The organism is Desulfosarcina alkanivorans (assembly GCF_009688945.1).
Classification (GTDB): domain Bacteria; phylum Desulfobacterota; class Desulfobacteria; order Desulfobacterales; family Desulfosarcinaceae; genus Desulfosarcina; species Desulfosarcina alkanivorans.
Genome location: NZ_AP021874.1, coordinates 5,397,174 through 5,412,348 on the forward strand (window position 1 = coordinate 5,397,174; position 15,175 = coordinate 5,412,348).

At 61.9% G+C, this 15,175-nt stretch carries 13 protein-coding genes; 8 read left to right on the forward strand and 5 right to left on the reverse strand.

From position 1 onward, the window contains the following. Positions 1-186: 186 nt before the first annotated feature. Complete coding sequence (locus tag DSCA_RS23615; RefSeq protein ID WP_167527932.1) at positions 187-1,020, forward strand: AraC family transcriptional regulator; 834 nt, start codon at positions 187-189, stop codon at positions 1,018-1,020. 113 nt (positions 1,021-1,133) lie between these two features. Then, positions 1,134-2,057 (forward strand): DMT family transporter, encoded by a 924-nt coding sequence (locus tag DSCA_RS23620; protein WP_155318785.1) that lies wholly within the window; start codon positions 1,134-1,136, stop codon positions 2,055-2,057. On the opposite strand, the gene DSCA_RS23625 is transcribed toward DSCA_RS23620, so the two are convergent. Then, positions 2,048-3,022, reverse strand: coding sequence for a 4Fe-4S binding protein (locus DSCA_RS23625; RefSeq protein WP_155318786.1), 975 nt, complete (start codon positions 3,020-3,022; stop codon positions 2,048-2,050). The genes DSCA_RS23620 and DSCA_RS23625 overlap by 10 nt on opposite strands. A 139-nt stretch (positions 3,023-3,161) precedes the next feature. On the opposite strand from DSCA_RS23625, the gene DSCA_RS23630 reads away from it, so the two are divergent. Further along, positions 3,162-3,626 (forward strand): GNAT family N-acetyltransferase, encoded by a 465-nt coding sequence (locus DSCA_RS23630; RefSeq protein ID WP_155318787.1) that lies wholly within the window; start codon positions 3,162-3,164, stop codon positions 3,624-3,626. Positions 3,627-3,785: 159 nt separating this feature from the next. On the opposite strand, the gene DSCA_RS23635 is transcribed toward DSCA_RS23630, so the two are convergent. Together DSCA_RS23635 and DSCA_RS23640 are read right to left on the reverse strand one after the other, a co-directional pair. Beyond that, a complete protein-coding gene (locus tag DSCA_RS23635) occupies positions 3,786-4,637 on the reverse strand; it encodes a tetratricopeptide repeat protein (RefSeq protein ID WP_155318788.1) in 852 nt (283 codons plus the stop codon). 81 nt (positions 4,638-4,718) lie between these two features. Beyond that, positions 4,719-5,531, reverse strand: a complete 813-nt coding sequence (locus tag DSCA_RS23640) for a GntR family transcriptional regulator (protein ID WP_155318789.1) — start codon at positions 5,529-5,531, stop codon at positions 4,719-4,721. A 150-nt stretch (positions 5,532-5,681) separates the two neighbouring features. Here DSCA_RS23640 and DSCA_RS23645 point away from each other — a divergent pair, with 150 nt between their 5' ends. From DSCA_RS23645 to DSCA_RS23665, 5 genes are all read left to right on the forward strand, one after another. Further along, positions 5,682-7,715 (forward strand): urocanate hydratase, encoded by a 2,034-nt coding sequence (locus tag DSCA_RS23645; RefSeq protein ID WP_155318790.1) that lies wholly within the window; start codon positions 5,682-5,684, stop codon positions 7,713-7,715. A gap of 64 nt (positions 7,716-7,779) precedes the next feature. Beyond that, a complete protein-coding gene (gene hutH, locus DSCA_RS23650) occupies positions 7,780-9,333 on the forward strand; it encodes a histidine ammonia-lyase (RefSeq protein ID WP_155318791.1) in 1,554 nt (517 codons plus the stop codon). A gap of 211 nt (positions 9,334-9,544) precedes the next feature. After that, the gene (locus DSCA_RS23655) at positions 9,545-9,946 is read left to right on the forward strand and encodes a DUF2177 family protein (RefSeq protein WP_231716554.1); all 402 of its coding nucleotides are present in this window, start codon (positions 9,545-9,547) and stop codon (positions 9,944-9,946) included. 284 nt (positions 9,947-10,230) lie between these two features. Continuing rightward, positions 10,231-11,388, forward strand: coding sequence for a CsgG/HfaB family protein (locus DSCA_RS23660; protein WP_167527933.1), 1,158 nt, complete (start codon positions 10,231-10,233; stop codon positions 11,386-11,388). 89 nt (positions 11,389-11,477) lie between these two features. Beyond that, complete coding sequence (locus DSCA_RS23665; protein ID WP_155318794.1) at positions 11,478-12,599, forward strand: hypothetical protein; 1,122 nt, start codon at positions 11,478-11,480, stop codon at positions 12,597-12,599. A 73-nt stretch (positions 12,600-12,672) separates the two neighbouring features. On the opposite strand, the gene DSCA_RS23670 is transcribed toward DSCA_RS23665, so the two are convergent. Beyond that, the gene (locus tag DSCA_RS23670) at positions 12,673-13,230 is read right to left on the reverse strand and encodes a CsgG/HfaB family protein (protein WP_155318795.1); all 558 of its coding nucleotides are present in this window, start codon (positions 13,228-13,230) and stop codon (positions 12,673-12,675) included. After that, positions 13,196-15,145: a redoxin domain-containing protein gene (locus DSCA_RS23675; protein WP_155318796.1), complete on the reverse strand. Its 1,950-nt coding sequence runs from the start codon at positions 15,143-15,145 to the stop codon at positions 13,196-13,198. The genes DSCA_RS23670 and DSCA_RS23675 overlap by 35 nt, the downstream gene beginning before the upstream one ends. Between the last annotated feature and the right edge of the window lie 30 nt (positions 15,146-15,175).

The window sequence follows — 15,175 nt, forward strand, 5'->3', positions numbered from 1 at the left end:
GTCGCCGTCAGCCTTGAATGGTGCACTTTATCCATCCGGCGGGTGAAGGTCAATTGGTAATGGTGATTTCAACACCATGAATTGGCCGGGGCCGCAATTTTTTACAAGAAAAGAAGGCGGTCTCATGATACAAAGGTCGGCATCACCGATCGAAGTTGCTTTATACGCGTAAGGTGGATGATCGCCATGAATCCCAGGGAAAAGGTTGCCTTCTGGCGGGACATGAAGGTTGAGGGCGTCGAGATATGCCGGGTTGACGGAAGCCGGCACGTTTTCCCGGCCCATGCCCATGACGGTATTTATGCCATCGGCATGATGCTGTCCGGGGGCAGCTATTGTCTTGGACCGGAGAACGCCTCTTCTCTGGTATCCCCGGGGCAGATCGCCCTGATCAACCCGAGCCAGGTGCACTCCGGCGTTCCGGTTTCCGGCAAACGGATTTCCTACCGGATGGTCTATTTCGACCAGAACCTGATGGCGGCGGCGGCCGCCGAAATGGCCGGGAAAGACCGGGCGTTCCCTGAATTTGCCTCCATGGTGGTGGGGGATGCGGTCCTGTGGCGTCGCATGCAGCGGTTCTGCAGGGTGATCCAGGGACCGGGCGGTCGGCTGGAAAAGGAGTCCGCCATCCTGGATGTCCTGGCGCATCTCATTTCCCTGTGCGGCAACGTGACGCGGGGGCGATACTGCCGGCGACGCGGCGGCCAATCGATCCGATACGCCACGCAGTTCCTTTCGGAAAACCTCGACCGCAAAATTACGCTCGAAGATGTCGCCCGGGAAGCCGGATTGAGCCGCTATCATTTTCTACGGATGTTCAAACGGGAGACCGGCCTGCCGCCGCACCTGTTTCGCATCATGCGGCGGATCGACCGGGGCAAGCAACTCCTGCGCGGCGGTCTGCCGCCGGCCCAGACCGCACTGGCGGTGGGCTTTTCGGATCAAAGCCATTTCGCCAACACCTTCCGCAAGTACACCGGAGCAACCCCGGGGCAGTACCTCTCCGAATCGCCCCGGTAGCCCGCCGCAATTTCCTGCAATACCTTTTCAGTCCAACCGGGTAAACCGTTGACCGAAATGAAACCGACACCATGTCCCAATCGTGAAAGCGGGGTAGGATGAAAATTGCTCAGATGGCTCGGAGCCTGAACCGGCCCGGCGGCGGGGTCGTGATCCATTCAGGTGGAATTCTCCCGGTCGCCGCCCTTTTTGCCGCCGTCCTGCTGTGGGGCGGCTCATTTGCCGCCATGCGGCTGTCGGTCCAGGCCATGAGCCCCTGGTCCGTCATGTGGCTGCGCATGGCCATTGCCCTTGCGGTGATCCTGCCGTTTGCCGGCCGATTGAAAATCGATGCCTATCGCCGGGGGGACTGGAAGCTGATCGGCCCCATGGTCCTTTTCCAACCCTGTTTCTATTTCCTGCTGGAATCCAACGCCCTGTGCTACACCACCTCTTCCCAGGCCGGTGTCATCAGTGCGTTCGTACCCATTCTGGTGGCCGTCGGCGCATGGGCGATTCTTGCCGAACCCCTGGGCAGAAGGACCCTTGCGGGGCTTTTTCTGTCCGTGGCCGGCGTGGCGATCCTGAGCCTTTCCGGCCGGCCGGGTGCGGCCGCGGCCAACCCGCTGCTGGGCAACGTCCTGGAACTGGGCGCCATGGCCTGCGCCGCGGTGAATATCATCATGGTCAAGCGGCTGTGCGAGCGCTACAGCCCCTGGCTGCTCACGGCCTTCCAGGTGGCTGCCGGCACCCTGTTTTTTTCTCCGGGCCTGGTGTTGCTGTGGCGTCAGCCGGGTGTCGTGTGGACGGTCCCGCTGATTTTTTCCATCGTTTTCCTGGGGGCACTGGTGACCTTGGGGGCCTTTGGCCTTTACAACTGGGCCATGAGCCGCATTCCGGCATCCAGGGCCTCGATGTTTATCAACCTGGTACCGGTGACGGCCGTGGCCATCGGCTGGATGGTCATGGGTGAGTCGTTGAGCGGGGTCCAGTGCGTGGCCGCCGCTGCCGTGGTTGTTGGCGTCGGGATCAGCCAGAAGGGCAGCCGTCAGGCGTAATACGCCTCGAGCACCGATTCCCTGATCTTTCGCATGCCGATGGCCTCCTGGGGACAGCCGGTGGCACAGAGCCCGCAGCCCCTGCACAGGGCGGTGTCGATGACCGGTGTCGATGGCGGCAGGCCTTTTTTCTTTTTCTCCTGGGAGATGGCGCCGAAGGGGCAGCGGCGAACACATCGACCGCAGCCGTTGCATGGCTCCGATGCCAGTTCGGCCAGGTAGCGGCTCAGGGGCCAGATCTTCTCGGCCTGGCGTTCTCTGGCCAGCTGGTGGGGAAAACAGCAGTCGTTGCAGCAGTTGCACAGGGCGCCGTCGAACCGACCCTGGCTGTCTACTCCCAGTTCGGCGCTTTGCATGAGGCCCTGGCGATTGGCTTCACGAACGATGGACAGGGCCCGTTCCCGGGAGATCTCCCATCCGATGCCGCGGTCGTTGGAAAACCGGATGCAGGTCAGCCGGGGCAGTCGGCATCCCCGGACCATGGCGCGGCAGTTGCACGGCCAGAGGTAGAAGTGGGGGATGCGGTCGAACAGCCGGGCGACTTCCTCCAGCAGCAGGTATTCGGGGCAGACTTCGGACGCCCGCCTCTGTCCGCCGGCCTTGAGCGATTCCACTGCTTCACGGTGGCCGGCCTCATAGTGGTCCAGTTCCCATCGGTTCAGCCGGTTTTTGATCTCCTCCGGCAGGTCCTGCCACCCTTCGAACAGGGCCCAGCTTTCAAAGCGCACATGAAAATTCGCCGGGGCGATCCGGCCGTCTTCCAGACGGCGTACCACGCCCCGCCGCCAGGCACGGTCGATCAGCCCGTCGGTTATTTCCCCCCCCAGGGTTCCAATGATGTCGGACGGCGTCATCGCACCGCGTTCCAGGGCCGTCAGCAGGTCGATCTCCAGCGGCGTGTAGAACCGTGCGATCCATGGTTCGAGAAAGGCCGGCATGCCACAGATGTCAAACAGATGGGTCATGATCGTTGGTGTCCTGTGTCAGATGATGTTGGTCGTCCGGCCCGCCATCGAAAGGGCCCCTGATCCGGTGAATTCAAATCGTGCTTGAAAAAACCAGGTGACCGGATGTACCATTCCCCACCCATAGTGGAAAGCAAAAATGAACGAAATTTTTCCCGCTGCAACCCCTTCTCACATCCGGATCATTGGCGACCTGTTCCGTGAGTACGAACAGGTTTTGCAGGTGGACCTCTGCTTTCAAGGCTTTGAGGAGGAACTGGCCGGCCTGCCCGGCAAGTACGCCCCCCCGCAGGGGGCCCTGCTGCTGGCATTCGCGGCCGGCCGTCCGGCAGGGTGCGTGGCCATGCGGCCATTGTCGCCGGGGGTGTGTGAGATGAAACGGCTTTATGTCCGGCCCGCCCATGCAGGCCGGGGCCTGGGCAGACAGCTGGCCCTGGCCGTGATCGAGCGGGCCGTGGCCGCCGGCTATACGCGCATGCGTCTGGATACCCTGGAACGGTTGCGGCCGGCCCTTGGCCTGTATGCCGGCCTCGGCTTCCGCAGATGTGCGCCCTACTATCAAAATCCGCTTCCCGGGGTGGTGTACCTGGAGCGGGATCTATAGGCGGTATTGGCCTTCAATCGGCTTTTCCCGGCCCGGAGCGGTGTTCCCGCTGTGTCGAAATCCGCCATGTGGCGCTGCTGCCCCGGCCGGAGTCCCGATCGGCCGCCGTCTGACAGGAACAAGCGCTGCCGCATTGGATGGCAATGGGGGGGCAGCCGGCTACGGGTTGGCCTTGAGGTACCTTTGGCGACCGGCCTCCCGGGCCGCCTGAACATCCTGGCGAAGGACGTCGGCCTTGCGGCCGGACCAGAACATGGCTTCTTCCCTATCCTTGCCGTAAACCCCGCACCACATCATGCCGGACATGGCCCCGGCACCCGCCGGGTTGATGCTCAGCGAGGTGAGAAATGCGCCCCGTGCGGCCTGATAATCCCGGTTGCGGTAGCGCGCCCAGCCGTAAAGATCCTGAGCCATGAACGATTCGGGTGCGGCGGCGATCGCCTTTTTGAAGGCTGACCCATCCAGCGGCCCCTGGCCGCCATAGGCCGAGTAGACGTAGAACACTTCCAGGGCCCGGCCCACGGCATCCAGGCCATCGCGGCTGATTTTTTCGGGCCACAGGGCCGCCTGGACCTGCTCTTCCGGCAGGGGGAACCCCCTGGCCGCCAGCCACTCGACAAACCGGGTGCGGAACCCGATCAGGTGGTCATCGCCGTAGATGGCCAGATTTTCCGGCGGATGCACGGCGTCCGGCATGCGGGCGTCGTAAAGGGAGAGCATGAGTGTCTGATCCGAACAGTTGCCATACAGCCACAGACGCACCTTCTGTTCACGGCTGACCGCGGTCAGGTCCAGGGTGCTGGCCGCATCGCGGCAGTAATCCTGAAACGACTGCCTGTCCGCAAAGATTTTTTTCACCCGCCAGCCGAACCACATCTCCTTCAGCCCGGTATGCAGCACCAGCACATTGCCCAACAGGAAATGCAGGGCCAGGCCGGTGCCGTTGAACGGCTGGTGCCTGTCGGTGTGAAAGGGAAGGACGATGCACTGGTCTTTGGGCGCAGACGCCATGGGATACCTCCGGTGTGGTTGGGATCAGAAGGAAACGCCGGAATGATTACCACATCCGGCGGGCCAATGAAACACCGGCGGTCAATGGCCGAAGCCGAGGCCGGGGGGCGGCTCGGTGCGGCCCGGGGCGAAGGTGTCCTCGAAGGCCAGTTCCCCCCGGATGAAGTACTCCACGAAGGTGACGGGGGTCTCATGGGTGAAGGTGGTGCGGAAGATATGAAACGCCGGATGGCCGACCGGTTCCCCGAAAACGGCGGCGGTTGCGGTGTCGAGGGTTACGGCGGTGATATGCTGCCATACCCGCGTCAACGGCAGGTCGAGCCGGTCAACCAGCAGTTCGTGGATGGACACCGCCTCCAGGTCTTCAAAAAGGACGCTTGCGCACAGGTCGCCGCGCAGGTGGCGGATCTCGTAGCGTACCGGCTTGCCGTCGAAGCAGTGCAGGCGCCGGGCCAGAATCGTCATTCCATCGTAGCCCAGGTGTTCGGCAACCATCGGCGGTGGTTTTTCCAGTGATCGCAGTTCGATAACCCGGCTGGTGTAGCTGACCCCGAGCGTTTCCGCATGCCGCCGGGAGGGTTGAACGATAAAGTAACCCATGGCCGGATCGGGCTTTTTGACATAGGTGCCTTTTCCGCGGATTCGTTCCACCAGCCCTTCTGCTTCCAGTTCCACCAGCGCCCGGCGGGCCGTCATCCGGCTCACCCCGAACGCCGCGGCCAGCTGGTTTTCCGACGGGAGCCGGTCGGTGAAGCGTTTGGTCCGCATGCCCTGGATCATCTGCTGTTTGATGAACAGGCATTTGGAGGTGGCCGGCGGGCAGGAGGATGATGGCTTGGATGTCAATGTTGTATAGTGAACGCGCTCAGGGTTTAAATTCCGGGGTCGGCCCATGCCCCATTTCATCCATGGATGAATGACCGTTTATCACATTCCTGATGCGGATTGTCCATATTTTTCTTGACAGGCGAATCACTTCCTTTTATGGCTCAATACATAAATGTATATACAAGCTTTCCGTGACCTGCAAAAAAGGATCATGCCATGCTGACCGATACGGATATTTCCGAGGCCATGCCCATCCATCTGGACGGCCCTCTGCCGCCGATGCCTGAGTGTAAATCCGGTGTCCGCCGCGCCCCGGACCGGGGCTTCCGGCTCAGCCGCAGCCAGACTGCCGTGGCCCTTAAAAACGCCCTGCGCTACGTGCCTGCCCGGCATCACGCCGCCCTGATTCCCGAATTTCTGAAGGAACTGAAAACCCGCGGGCGCATCTACGGGTATCGTTTCCGGCCCCGGGGCGGAATCCGGGCCCTGCCCATTGACCGGTATCGGGGCAACTGTCTGGCCGGGCGGGCGTTTCAGCTGATGATGGACAACAACCTGGATGTCGACGTGGCCCTCTACCCCTACGAACTGGTCACCTACGGCGAAACCGGCAGTGTCTGCCAGAACTGGATGCAGTTCCGGCTGATCAAAAAATACCTTGAACGGCTGACCGACGACCAGACCCTGGTGGTGCAGTCCGGCCATCCCCTGGGGCTTTTCCGTTCCGGGCCGGACGCCCCCCGGGCCGTCATCACCAACGGCCTGATGGTGGGGCTGTTCGACAATCCGGAGGACTGGGAAGTCGCCGCCCAGATGGGGGTTTCCTCCTACGGCCAGATGACGGCCGGCGGCTGGATGTACATCGGTCCCCAGGGCATCGTCCACGGCACCTATAATACCCTGCTGGGGGCCGGTCGCAAGATGTGCGGGGTGCCGGCCGACGGCGACCTGGCCGGCCTGCTCTTCGTTTCCTCGGGCCTGGGCGGCATGAGCGGCGCCCAGCCCAAGGCCGCCGACATTTCCGGTGCCGTGTCCGTCATCGCCGAAGTGGACGGTTCGCGTATCGATACCCGTCACCGCCAGGGGTGGGTCAACATGGTCTCGGCCGACCTCGACGAGATTTTCAGGGCCGCCCTGGCGGCCAGGGATGACAAGCGGGCCCTGTCCATCGCCTACCACGGCAACGTCGTGGACCTGCTGCAGTATATGGTCGACCGGAACATTCCCGTGGACCTGCTGTCGGACCAGACCTCCTGCCATGTGGTCTATGACGGCGGCTATTGTCCCCAGGGGCTCAGTTTCGAGGCCCGTACCCGGATGCTGGCCGAGGATCGGCAGGAGTTCCGCCAACGGGTGGATGCCAGCCTCAGGACCCACATCGGCCTGATCCGGACGTTGACCGACCGGGGCACGTATTTTTTCGATTACGGCAACGCTTTCCTGAAGGCTGTCTTCGACGCCGGGGTAACTGAGGTGGCCAGAAACGGGCGGGACGTGAAGGACGGTTTTGTATTCCCCTCCTATTTCGAAGACATCATGGGGCCCATCTTCGACTATGGATACGGACCCTTTCGCTGGGTGTGCCTGAGCGGCGATCCCCGGGACCTGGAAAAGACCGACCGGGCGGCCATGGCCTGCATCGACCCCGACCGGCGTCCCGAGGACCGCGACAATTACGTGTGGATCCGCGATGCCGGCAAGAACCGCCTGGTGGTCGGCAGCCAGGCGCGGATTCTCTATCAGGATGCCCAGGGGCGCATGCGCATTGCCCTGGCCTTCAACGCCATGGTGAGAAACAAGGAAGTGGGACCCATCATGCTGGGCCGTGACCACCACGACCCCGGGGGCACCGATTCACCCTTTCGCGAGACGGCCAACATCGCCGACGGCAGCAACGTGACCGCGGACATGGCCACCCACTGCTTTGCCGGGAACGCCGCCCGGGGCATGTCCCTGGTGGCGCTGCACAACGGTGGCGGCACCGGCATCGGAAAGGCCATCAACGGTGGCTTCGGCCTGGTGCTGGACGGCAGTCGGCGGGTGGATGCCATCGTCCGCTCCGCCATGAACTGGGATGTCATGGGCGGGGTCGCCCGGCGCAACTGGGCCAGAAACCCCAACGCCATGGAGGTGGCCGCCGCCTATAACCGGGACAATGACAACGGCGACCAGATTACGCTTCCCTTTGTCGCCGACGGCAGCACCGTGGATGCGGCGGTGGCGGCCTTATTTGCCGACGACAAGGCGTAAACCCCGGCGGGGTGCCGGATTCAATTTCATGACCAATCATGACCAGGATATGCGGAGAAGATCTATGTCCACCCAACCATTGCTGCTGGATAAAGAAAAAATTACGGTCGATGACCTGGTGGCGGTTGCCCGATCCAATCGTGAGGTTGCGGTCTCCGCCGCCGGAGAAGGGCGGGTGGCCACAACCAGTGCCCTCATCGAGCGCTGGGTCAAGGAAAAACGGGTGATATACGGCATCACCACCGGGTTCGGCGCACTGTGCAACGTCACGATTTCCGAAAAGGATACCCAGCGGCTTCAGGAGAATATTCTCATGAGTCATGCCGCGGGGGTCGGCGACCCGCTGCCCGAAGCCGTCGTCCGGGCCATCATGGCCCTTCGTGTCCACGACCTGTGCCTGGGCTATTCCGGCTGCCGCATGGAGACCATTCGATACCTGCTCGCTTTTCTCAATCACGGGGTGGCGCCAGTGGTGCCGGAGAAAGGCTCGGTCGGTGCCAGCGGCGACCTGGCGCCCACGGCTCACCTGGGGCTGGTGCTCATCGGCAAAGGCGAGGCGTTTTTCGGTGGCAGCCGCATTTCCGGGGCCGAGGCATTGGGACGGATCGGGCTTGCACCGCTGGCCCTGGCCGCGGGAGAAGGGCTGGCCCTGATCAACGGCACCCAGGTGATGACCGCCATCGGCGCTCTGGTGGTGCACGATGCCCTGCGCCTGTCCAAGATGGCCGACATCGCCTGTGCCATGACCCTGGAAGTGCTCATGGGGTCCAACAGCGAATTCGATCCGCGCATCCACCAGGTGCGTCCCCACCCGGGGCAACTGGCGACCGCGGACAACATGCTCCGGCTTACCGAGGCCAGTGAGATCATCTCCTCCCATGAAGGATGCGCCCGGGTCCAGGACGCATACACCCTGCGATGCGCCCCCCAGATCCACGGGGCCAGCAAGGATGCGATCGCCCATGCCCGCCGGGTCATCGACATTGAAATCAATTCGACCACCACCAACCCGCTGATTTTTCCGGATACCGAGGAGGTGCGGCTGGGCGGCAATTTCCACGGCCAGCCGGTGGCCATGGCCGCCGACTACCTTTCCATGGGGCTGGCGGAACTGGGCAGCGTGTCCGAGCGGCGAATCGAGCGCCTGGTCAACCCGCAGCTCAGCGAACTGCCTGCTTTCCTGGTGAAGCAGGGCGGGATCAACTCCGGATTCATGATCGGCCAGTACGCCGCCGCCGCCCTGGTGTCGGAAAACAAGGTGCTGGCCCATCCGGCCTGCGTGGATTCGATCCCCACCTCCGCCAACAAGGAGGATCACGTCAGCATGGGCACCATCGGTATCCGACAGAGCCGTGAAATTCTCACCAACGTGGAAAACGTCATCGCCATCGAACTCCTCTGTGCCGCCCAGGCCTATGATCTGCTCACCGAAACCCATCCGCTGACGGCCGGCAGGGGCACCCGCGAGGCCTACCGGGTGATTCGTCGTCATGTGCCTTACCTGGAATCGGACCGGGAACTGCACAAGGACATGGAAACCATGGTAAGCGTGCTGCGATCCGGGGAAATCCTCGACGCGGTGGAGGCGGCGGTGGGGAGGGTCAAGGTGGAAATATAGGTCGGGGCCATCCTTTTTCCACCGTTGATATGCCCCGGCCCGGGGTGACAAAGCCGCTTGCCTGTTTTATGGTTGCCACAGCGTCGACCTCGCGCGCGTTTCCATGGGGGGCCGCATGTCGATCCGTCAAGGTCGGCGTCAGCGCCGGTTTCCCTGACGCATGCGATATTGCACCGTCACCAGAAAACTCCGGGAGGCAACTGTGAACAGCATGTTTTATATCAAGTTGTATCTGCTGACCGTCCCCGTTTTTTTTCTCATCGATATTCTCTGGCTGGGTTGGCTGGGGCGAGGTTTTTACAAAAAACAGATCGGCTTCATTCTCAGCGACCAGGTCAACTGGCCGGCGGCCATCGCTTTCTACCTGATTTATATTGCCGGCATTTTGATTTTTGCCGTGGTTCCCGCTCTGGAAAAAGGGCTGGTCGCAAAGGCCGTCCTGTGGGGTGCCCTGTTCGGCTTTTTCACCTATGCCACCTATGATCTGACCAACATGGCCACCATCCGGGGCTGGCCGATTGCCATGGTGGCCGTGGACATCCTGTGGGGAACCCTTTTGTGTGCCCTTGTGGCCACCGGCAGCTTCTATGCGGGGCGTTGGCTCATGGGTTGACGGACTGCCCCTTTCCCTCATGGTCGACCACGACCATCCGGCTGCATCAGCGATTTCTCCTTTGTTTTTCTTTTTCCAAAGGGACGCCGCCACGGCCGCTTCTCTGCCTGACCCTCGCCAATTCCGTTGACAGCCTTCGAATCAGCAGCTATATCAAGGCGGGCTGTCCGTGCTCCACTTCTCGTATCCAGAAAAACATGGTCATGGGGACACCCATTGCAGGGGGTTTCAACTCCGGCCATGTCTCAGATCCGGTATTCGACAATGCCAAAGGAGTCGTTGAAATGAAGAGCCAATGGTTGCGCATGGTAATGGGCGGGGTGCTGCTCTGTTTGATGGCGGTTGCCTCCGCCTCGGCCGGGCAGGTGGTCACCGAGAAGGAAAGACGCTGGGCCCGTCAGGCGCTGGCGCAGGAAGTGGCACTCGAGGCCGCACGGATGCCCGAAAACAGTGTTTCCGTGCTCTATTTCTCCAATTCGACGGGGAGGCCGGACCTTGACGCGCTGCAAAAGGGGCTCGCCTACATGCTGGCCACCGACCTGTCATCGATCAAAAGCCTTCTGGTGGTGGAGCGGGTCAAGCTGCAGGCCCTGGTCGAAGAAATGGACCTGGGTGTCTCCGGCCTGGTTGCGGCGGACTCGGCACCCCGGGTGGGGCGTCTGCTGGGCGCCCGGTTCCTGGTGAGTGGCGATCTGTCCAATCCTGCCGGGACAGGGGGGGCGGGCGCCGCTTTGGATGAAGGCGGCATTTTCCGGGCACTGGAAGCCCGAATCCGGATCAATCCCCGCCTGTTGAATGTTCCCGCCGGGCAAGGCACAGCGGTGGCGGCGGCAGATGGCCTGGTCAGCGCCTTATTCCAGCTCGAGAAAAAAATTCTCTTTTCTATCGTCGAGCAACTTGAAATTTCCCTGAGTGAGAAAGAAAAAGCGTCCCTGAAGGTCCCCATGACGCTTAACGGCCGTGCCCTCTTCTATTTTTTCATGGGTCTTAACTACAGTGATATGGGCAGGTATGACCAGGCCGGCAGTTTCTATAAAAAAGCCAGTCAGGCCGACCCGGGTCTGCAGCCGGCAGTGCACGCCTTGAAGGAGCTCCGGCAACTGGGGCTCTATAGCTCCCCCAAAAAAACCATGTCGCTGCTTCGTTCCGTTCGCAACCGGACGTCGCTGACCAGCAGCATCGCGCCGGCCGAAACGGTCAAACGGGTCCGGACGCCCGCCGATGTCAGTCTTCGCCAGAGCCGCAATCAAACCCGCCCGGATCCCATAGACCCGCAACCCGTCGACCCCGATGATATCGATAACGACGGCGACGGTTTTACCGAAAACGGGGGGGACTGTGACGACACCGATTACTCGATCAACCCATACGCCGTGGAGGACTGCTCCGATATCGACAGAAACTGCAACGGCTACCCATACGACGCACCTGACGGGTGTTGAGACATGGTGTTCCCACAATGCCCTGCGGCCGTTCTGCATGAGAAGAACATCCCACAGGATAACAATCCAATGGCGAAAGGACTGTTTTGATGAAACCCCTCAGATGGATAATGCTGACGACCCTGATGGTCAGCATGGGAAGCGTGGCGCCGGCCATGGACGTCAGCGTGCAGACCGGTATGAACACCAACTTCTGGGACAGCGATTCCAATGACCGGGGCAGCCAGACCTACGTGCCGGTGACCATCGATGCCGCCCATGGGGATTTTTCCGCACGCGTGCTCTCCGCCTTTGTCAGCACCCGGATCGACCCATCGGATGCCTCGAAAAACAGCATGACCACGGCCATCGACACCAAGGTGAACCTTTCCTACGCGGTGCTGGAAAAATTTCCCGTGGATATTCTCTTCGGTCTCGACCTCAACCTGCCCACCGGCCGGACCGACCTGGACAGCGAAGAACGCCGCATGCTCCTGGATCCAGATCTGGTGACCATCTCCCGATATGGGGAGGGGTTTAACGTCAATCCCACCATCACCATGGCCAAACAGGTTGACCGGTGGGGCGTCGGGATCGGAGCGGGCTATCTGTGGCGGGGCGAGTATGACTTCAGCGACAGCGCCGAAGATTTCAATCCGGGGGATATTTTCAATGTCACCGCGGAAGGCATCTACGCATTCACCGATAGATGGCAGGGCCGGCTTTTTGGAGAAATGGCCTGGTACGGTACCGATGAAATCGACGACCGCGATTACTACCGGGAAGGCGACTACATTTTAGCGGGCATCGGTGTGGATTATGCCCGCACCCGGTGGGAAGCCGCGCTCGGCGCACAGCGTATATACAGGGGGAAATGCGAATTCCCGGCGGACAGCCAGCAACTGGCCACCGAGGACCGGGCCGGTTACGGCGATGAGTATCTGGCCGATCTGACCCTGCGATACCTGATGAACACGGAAACGACCCTCAGTTCCCGGTTGTACTACCTGATGGTGACGGAAAACGACTACGATGCGGACGATCCCGCCTTTATCGATGAAAAACAGAAAATATCACTGTCGCTGTCGCTGAAGCACCGGTTTTCCGCCCGGACCGCCGGCCGAATCGGCCTGGAGGGGTACCTGCTGGAGCAGGGCCGCAACTGGTATGTCGACGAAGACCGGGATTATCGCGGTTTTATCGTTGATTTTTCCCTGACCCGGGCGTTCTGACAAGGATCTGTTTCCCACACAGGCACAAGGCTCGGGGGCAGGGGGATCCGGCGACACCGCCTTCCGGCACCGATCAGCTGGGGGACAGCAGATCCCGCGTGGCCGCCTCAGCAGCCCGGAGCCATGCAGACAGGTTGCCGGCGGGAACGGTTTTCTGTGAGGCCCTGACCAGCCTGCCGGTCTCCACCTCCACCAGCCGAAGGTCGACCCGCACCTGGGAGGCCACCACCTGATAGGCGCCGAACAGCATCATGCGGGCGCCCAGCATCCGCCCGACGCGCAGGCCGGTGGCATCCTCGGCCAGACTGCCGGATCCCAGGTTCAGTTCCTGCAGGATGGCCAGCAGCTGCTCCCTTTCCACCAGGGCGTAGCCCTTAGAAGCCTCGACGGTTTCCATGACACGGGCCGTCATCAATTCCGCCAGATCGACCCCGGTGGTTCCGGGCAGGCTGAGATCTTCCAATGTCCAGACCGCCAGAGCCGGCGGCCCGGCCGGCGCGGGAACCGGCGCGGTGGCGCATCCGGTCGCCAGTGCGCCCAGGAGCAGAAGCAGCCCCCATGTGCCGGTCACCACTCCGGCCAGCCGCCTGACCTGATCAAATCGGTGACGAATTTTCCCTGACTTTGTCATCTGTTTTCAAATCCCGTTCTTTTTTGATGATTCGGGCGTGGCACAGGTCGGTCTCCACGCTCACCACTTCCAGCCGGGCCACGACCTTGGGCAGCCCCTTCAGCGTGCGGCCCTTGTAGACGATCGGCTTGGTCATTTCGATCACATCCAGCCGGGTGCCCTCCACCATGCCCTGGTCGGCACCCAGGTTGATCAGGGCCTGGTCCCCTGTGGCCTGCACAACGTAGCCCTGCAGGGGGTAGCCGTCCACGAGGGCGGCCAGAACCTCCCGGTTCAGGCGCAGCAACGCCTTGTTCCAGCCTGACTCGGGCCCCAGTTCGCGGGTGAGGGTTTTGGCGATGGCCGACGTTTCCGTGTCCACCAGGCGCAGACTCACCAGCGTGTCGCCGGGCATGGTAAACAGGGTGCCGGTGGCCATGATCCGGGCGGCCATGACGCGCCCCAGCCGCAGGGTGGTGTTGGGATCCGCCAGTTCCGAAGACCCCAGGTTGAGTTCCGACAGCAGCCGGTCCAGCACCACCCGGTCGACGACCTTGACCCGGCCCGAGGCGTTGAGGTGATCGGCCAGCTGGGCGGTGAGGATGGTTGACATGCCGTCCCGGTCCGCCAGTCCGCCTTTTTCCTGAACGTCAACGAAGGCAAAGACCAGGGGCCGGGAGGTCCATTCATCCGTATCGGCCGAAGGGGCGGCCTGCTGTTTCCGGTAGCGCTCGGCCAGGTCCTTGACCAGCCTGTCGATCTGCCGGCGTTGGTCGGCATCCTTTTGCAGTTCGATCATCTGCTGGGCTTTTTTGGCCAGCAGGGCGGTAAATGCCTCTCCGGCGCCGATCCCGGACGCCTTCGAGTAGGCGTCCAACGCCTGATCCCACCGGCCTTCGCGCTGGTAGGACATGCCTTTGTTGGATGTGGCTTCAACGAAGTAGGGATCCACCGCCACGGCCTGGTCGTATAATTCACGGGCTTTTTCATGCTTGCCGACGCTGGCGTAAAAACGGCCGTATTTGTTCAGAGCGACGGCTTGCTGGTGGGGTGAGGACGCCGTTTTGCCCACGGCTTTTTTTAACTCGTTCCCGGCTGCCGTTTTCTGGTTCCGGCGATAGAGCACGTTGGCCTTCACCACGTGGGCGAACCCCCGTTTGGGCGCTTTGCGGGTCACCTGGTCGGCCAGGGCCAGGGCTTTGTCATCTTCCCCCTTCTGGGCGTAGACCGCGCTCAGTCCCTCCTGCCCGACGACTTCGCCCGGTCCGGGGCTGGCGGCCACCTCCTCGAAGATGGCTTCGGCTTTTTCGAGGTGGCCCGATTTGATTTCCGCGTATCCCTTTACCGCCCGGGCCTCGATGTTTTCCGGGTTTTTGGCGATAACGGTATCGGCCATGGCTTTGGCCATGTCGTGTTTTTTGCGGCTCAGGGTCCGCTCGGCAAGGCGAACCAGAAGCACCTCCGTGGTTTTTCCGCCACCCTGGAACACATCCAGGACGTTTTGGTCCGGACCCATCACGAAGACGGTGGGAAGAATTGCCGTGGCGCCGTATTGGTCGCTGACGTCGCCGGGGTCCAGCAGGATCGGAAAAGCCGGTGCGGCTTGTTGGGTATAGCGGGCCACTGCATCGGCGGGGCTCCTGCTGATGGCCCAGACCACCAGACTGTCGTCGGAGAATCGTTTTTTCAGGCTGTCGAGGTAGGCCAGCCCTTCCTGGCTCGGACGGGATGCCGCATCGAAAAAGTAGAGCACCGCCATCTGGTGATTCTTCACCTCGGACAATACATAGGTGGTCCCTTTGGCGTCCTTAAGGGTAAAATCAGGCCCCGGCTGGCCCGCGGATGGCGGTGCGCCGGCTGAAGCGATGGTTGACCAGACAAGGGCGATGACCAGACCGGTCACCCCTTTCGGTAACATGGTGTTCGCGTACCGCATGATGCTCCTCCTTTTCGTTGTGCCTGGGGG

Excerpts from the sequence above, each read along its gene's own strand:
- DSCA_RS23620 (WP_155318785.1), top strand. The coding sequence starts at position 1,134 with ATGGCTCGGAGCCTGAACCGGCCCGGCGGCGGGGTCGTGATCCATTCA.
- DSCA_RS23640 (WP_155318789.1), bottom strand. The coding sequence starts at position 5,531 with ATGGGCCGACCCCGGAATTTAAACCCTGAGCGCGTTCACTATACAACA.
- DSCA_RS23655 (WP_231716554.1), top strand. The coding sequence starts at position 9,545 with ATGTTTTATATCAAGTTGTATCTGCTGACCGTCCCCGTTTTTTTTCTC.
- DSCA_RS23615 (WP_167527932.1), top strand. The coding sequence starts at position 187 with ATGAATCCCAGGGAAAAGGTTGCCTTCTGGCGGGACATGAAGGTTGAG.
- DSCA_RS23675 (WP_155318796.1), bottom strand. The coding sequence starts at position 15,145 with ATGCGGTACGCGAACACCATGTTACCGAAAGGGGTGACCGGTCTGGTC.
- DSCA_RS23635 (WP_155318788.1), bottom strand. The coding sequence starts at position 4,637 with ATGGCGTCTGCGCCCAAAGACCAGTGCATCGTCCTTCCCTTTCACACC.
- DSCA_RS23670 (WP_155318795.1), bottom strand. The coding sequence starts at position 13,230 with ATGACAAAGTCAGGGAAAATTCGTCACCGATTTGATCAGGTCAGGCGG.
- DSCA_RS23660 (WP_167527933.1), top strand. The coding sequence starts at position 10,231 with ATGAAGAGCCAATGGTTGCGCATGGTAATGGGCGGGGTGCTGCTCTGT.
- hutH (WP_155318791.1), top strand. The coding sequence starts at position 7,780 with ATGTCCACCCAACCATTGCTGCTGGATAAAGAAAAAATTACGGTCGAT.
- DSCA_RS23665 (WP_155318794.1), top strand. The coding sequence starts at position 11,478 with ATGAAACCCCTCAGATGGATAATGCTGACGACCCTGATGGTCAGCATG.
- DSCA_RS23645 (WP_155318790.1), top strand. The coding sequence starts at position 5,682 with ATGCTGACCGATACGGATATTTCCGAGGCCATGCCCATCCATCTGGAC.
- DSCA_RS23625 (WP_155318786.1), bottom strand. The coding sequence starts at position 3,022 with ATGACCCATCTGTTTGACATCTGTGGCATGCCGGCCTTTCTCGAACCA.
- DSCA_RS23630 (WP_155318787.1), top strand. The coding sequence starts at position 3,162 with ATGAACGAAATTTTTCCCGCTGCAACCCCTTCTCACATCCGGATCATT.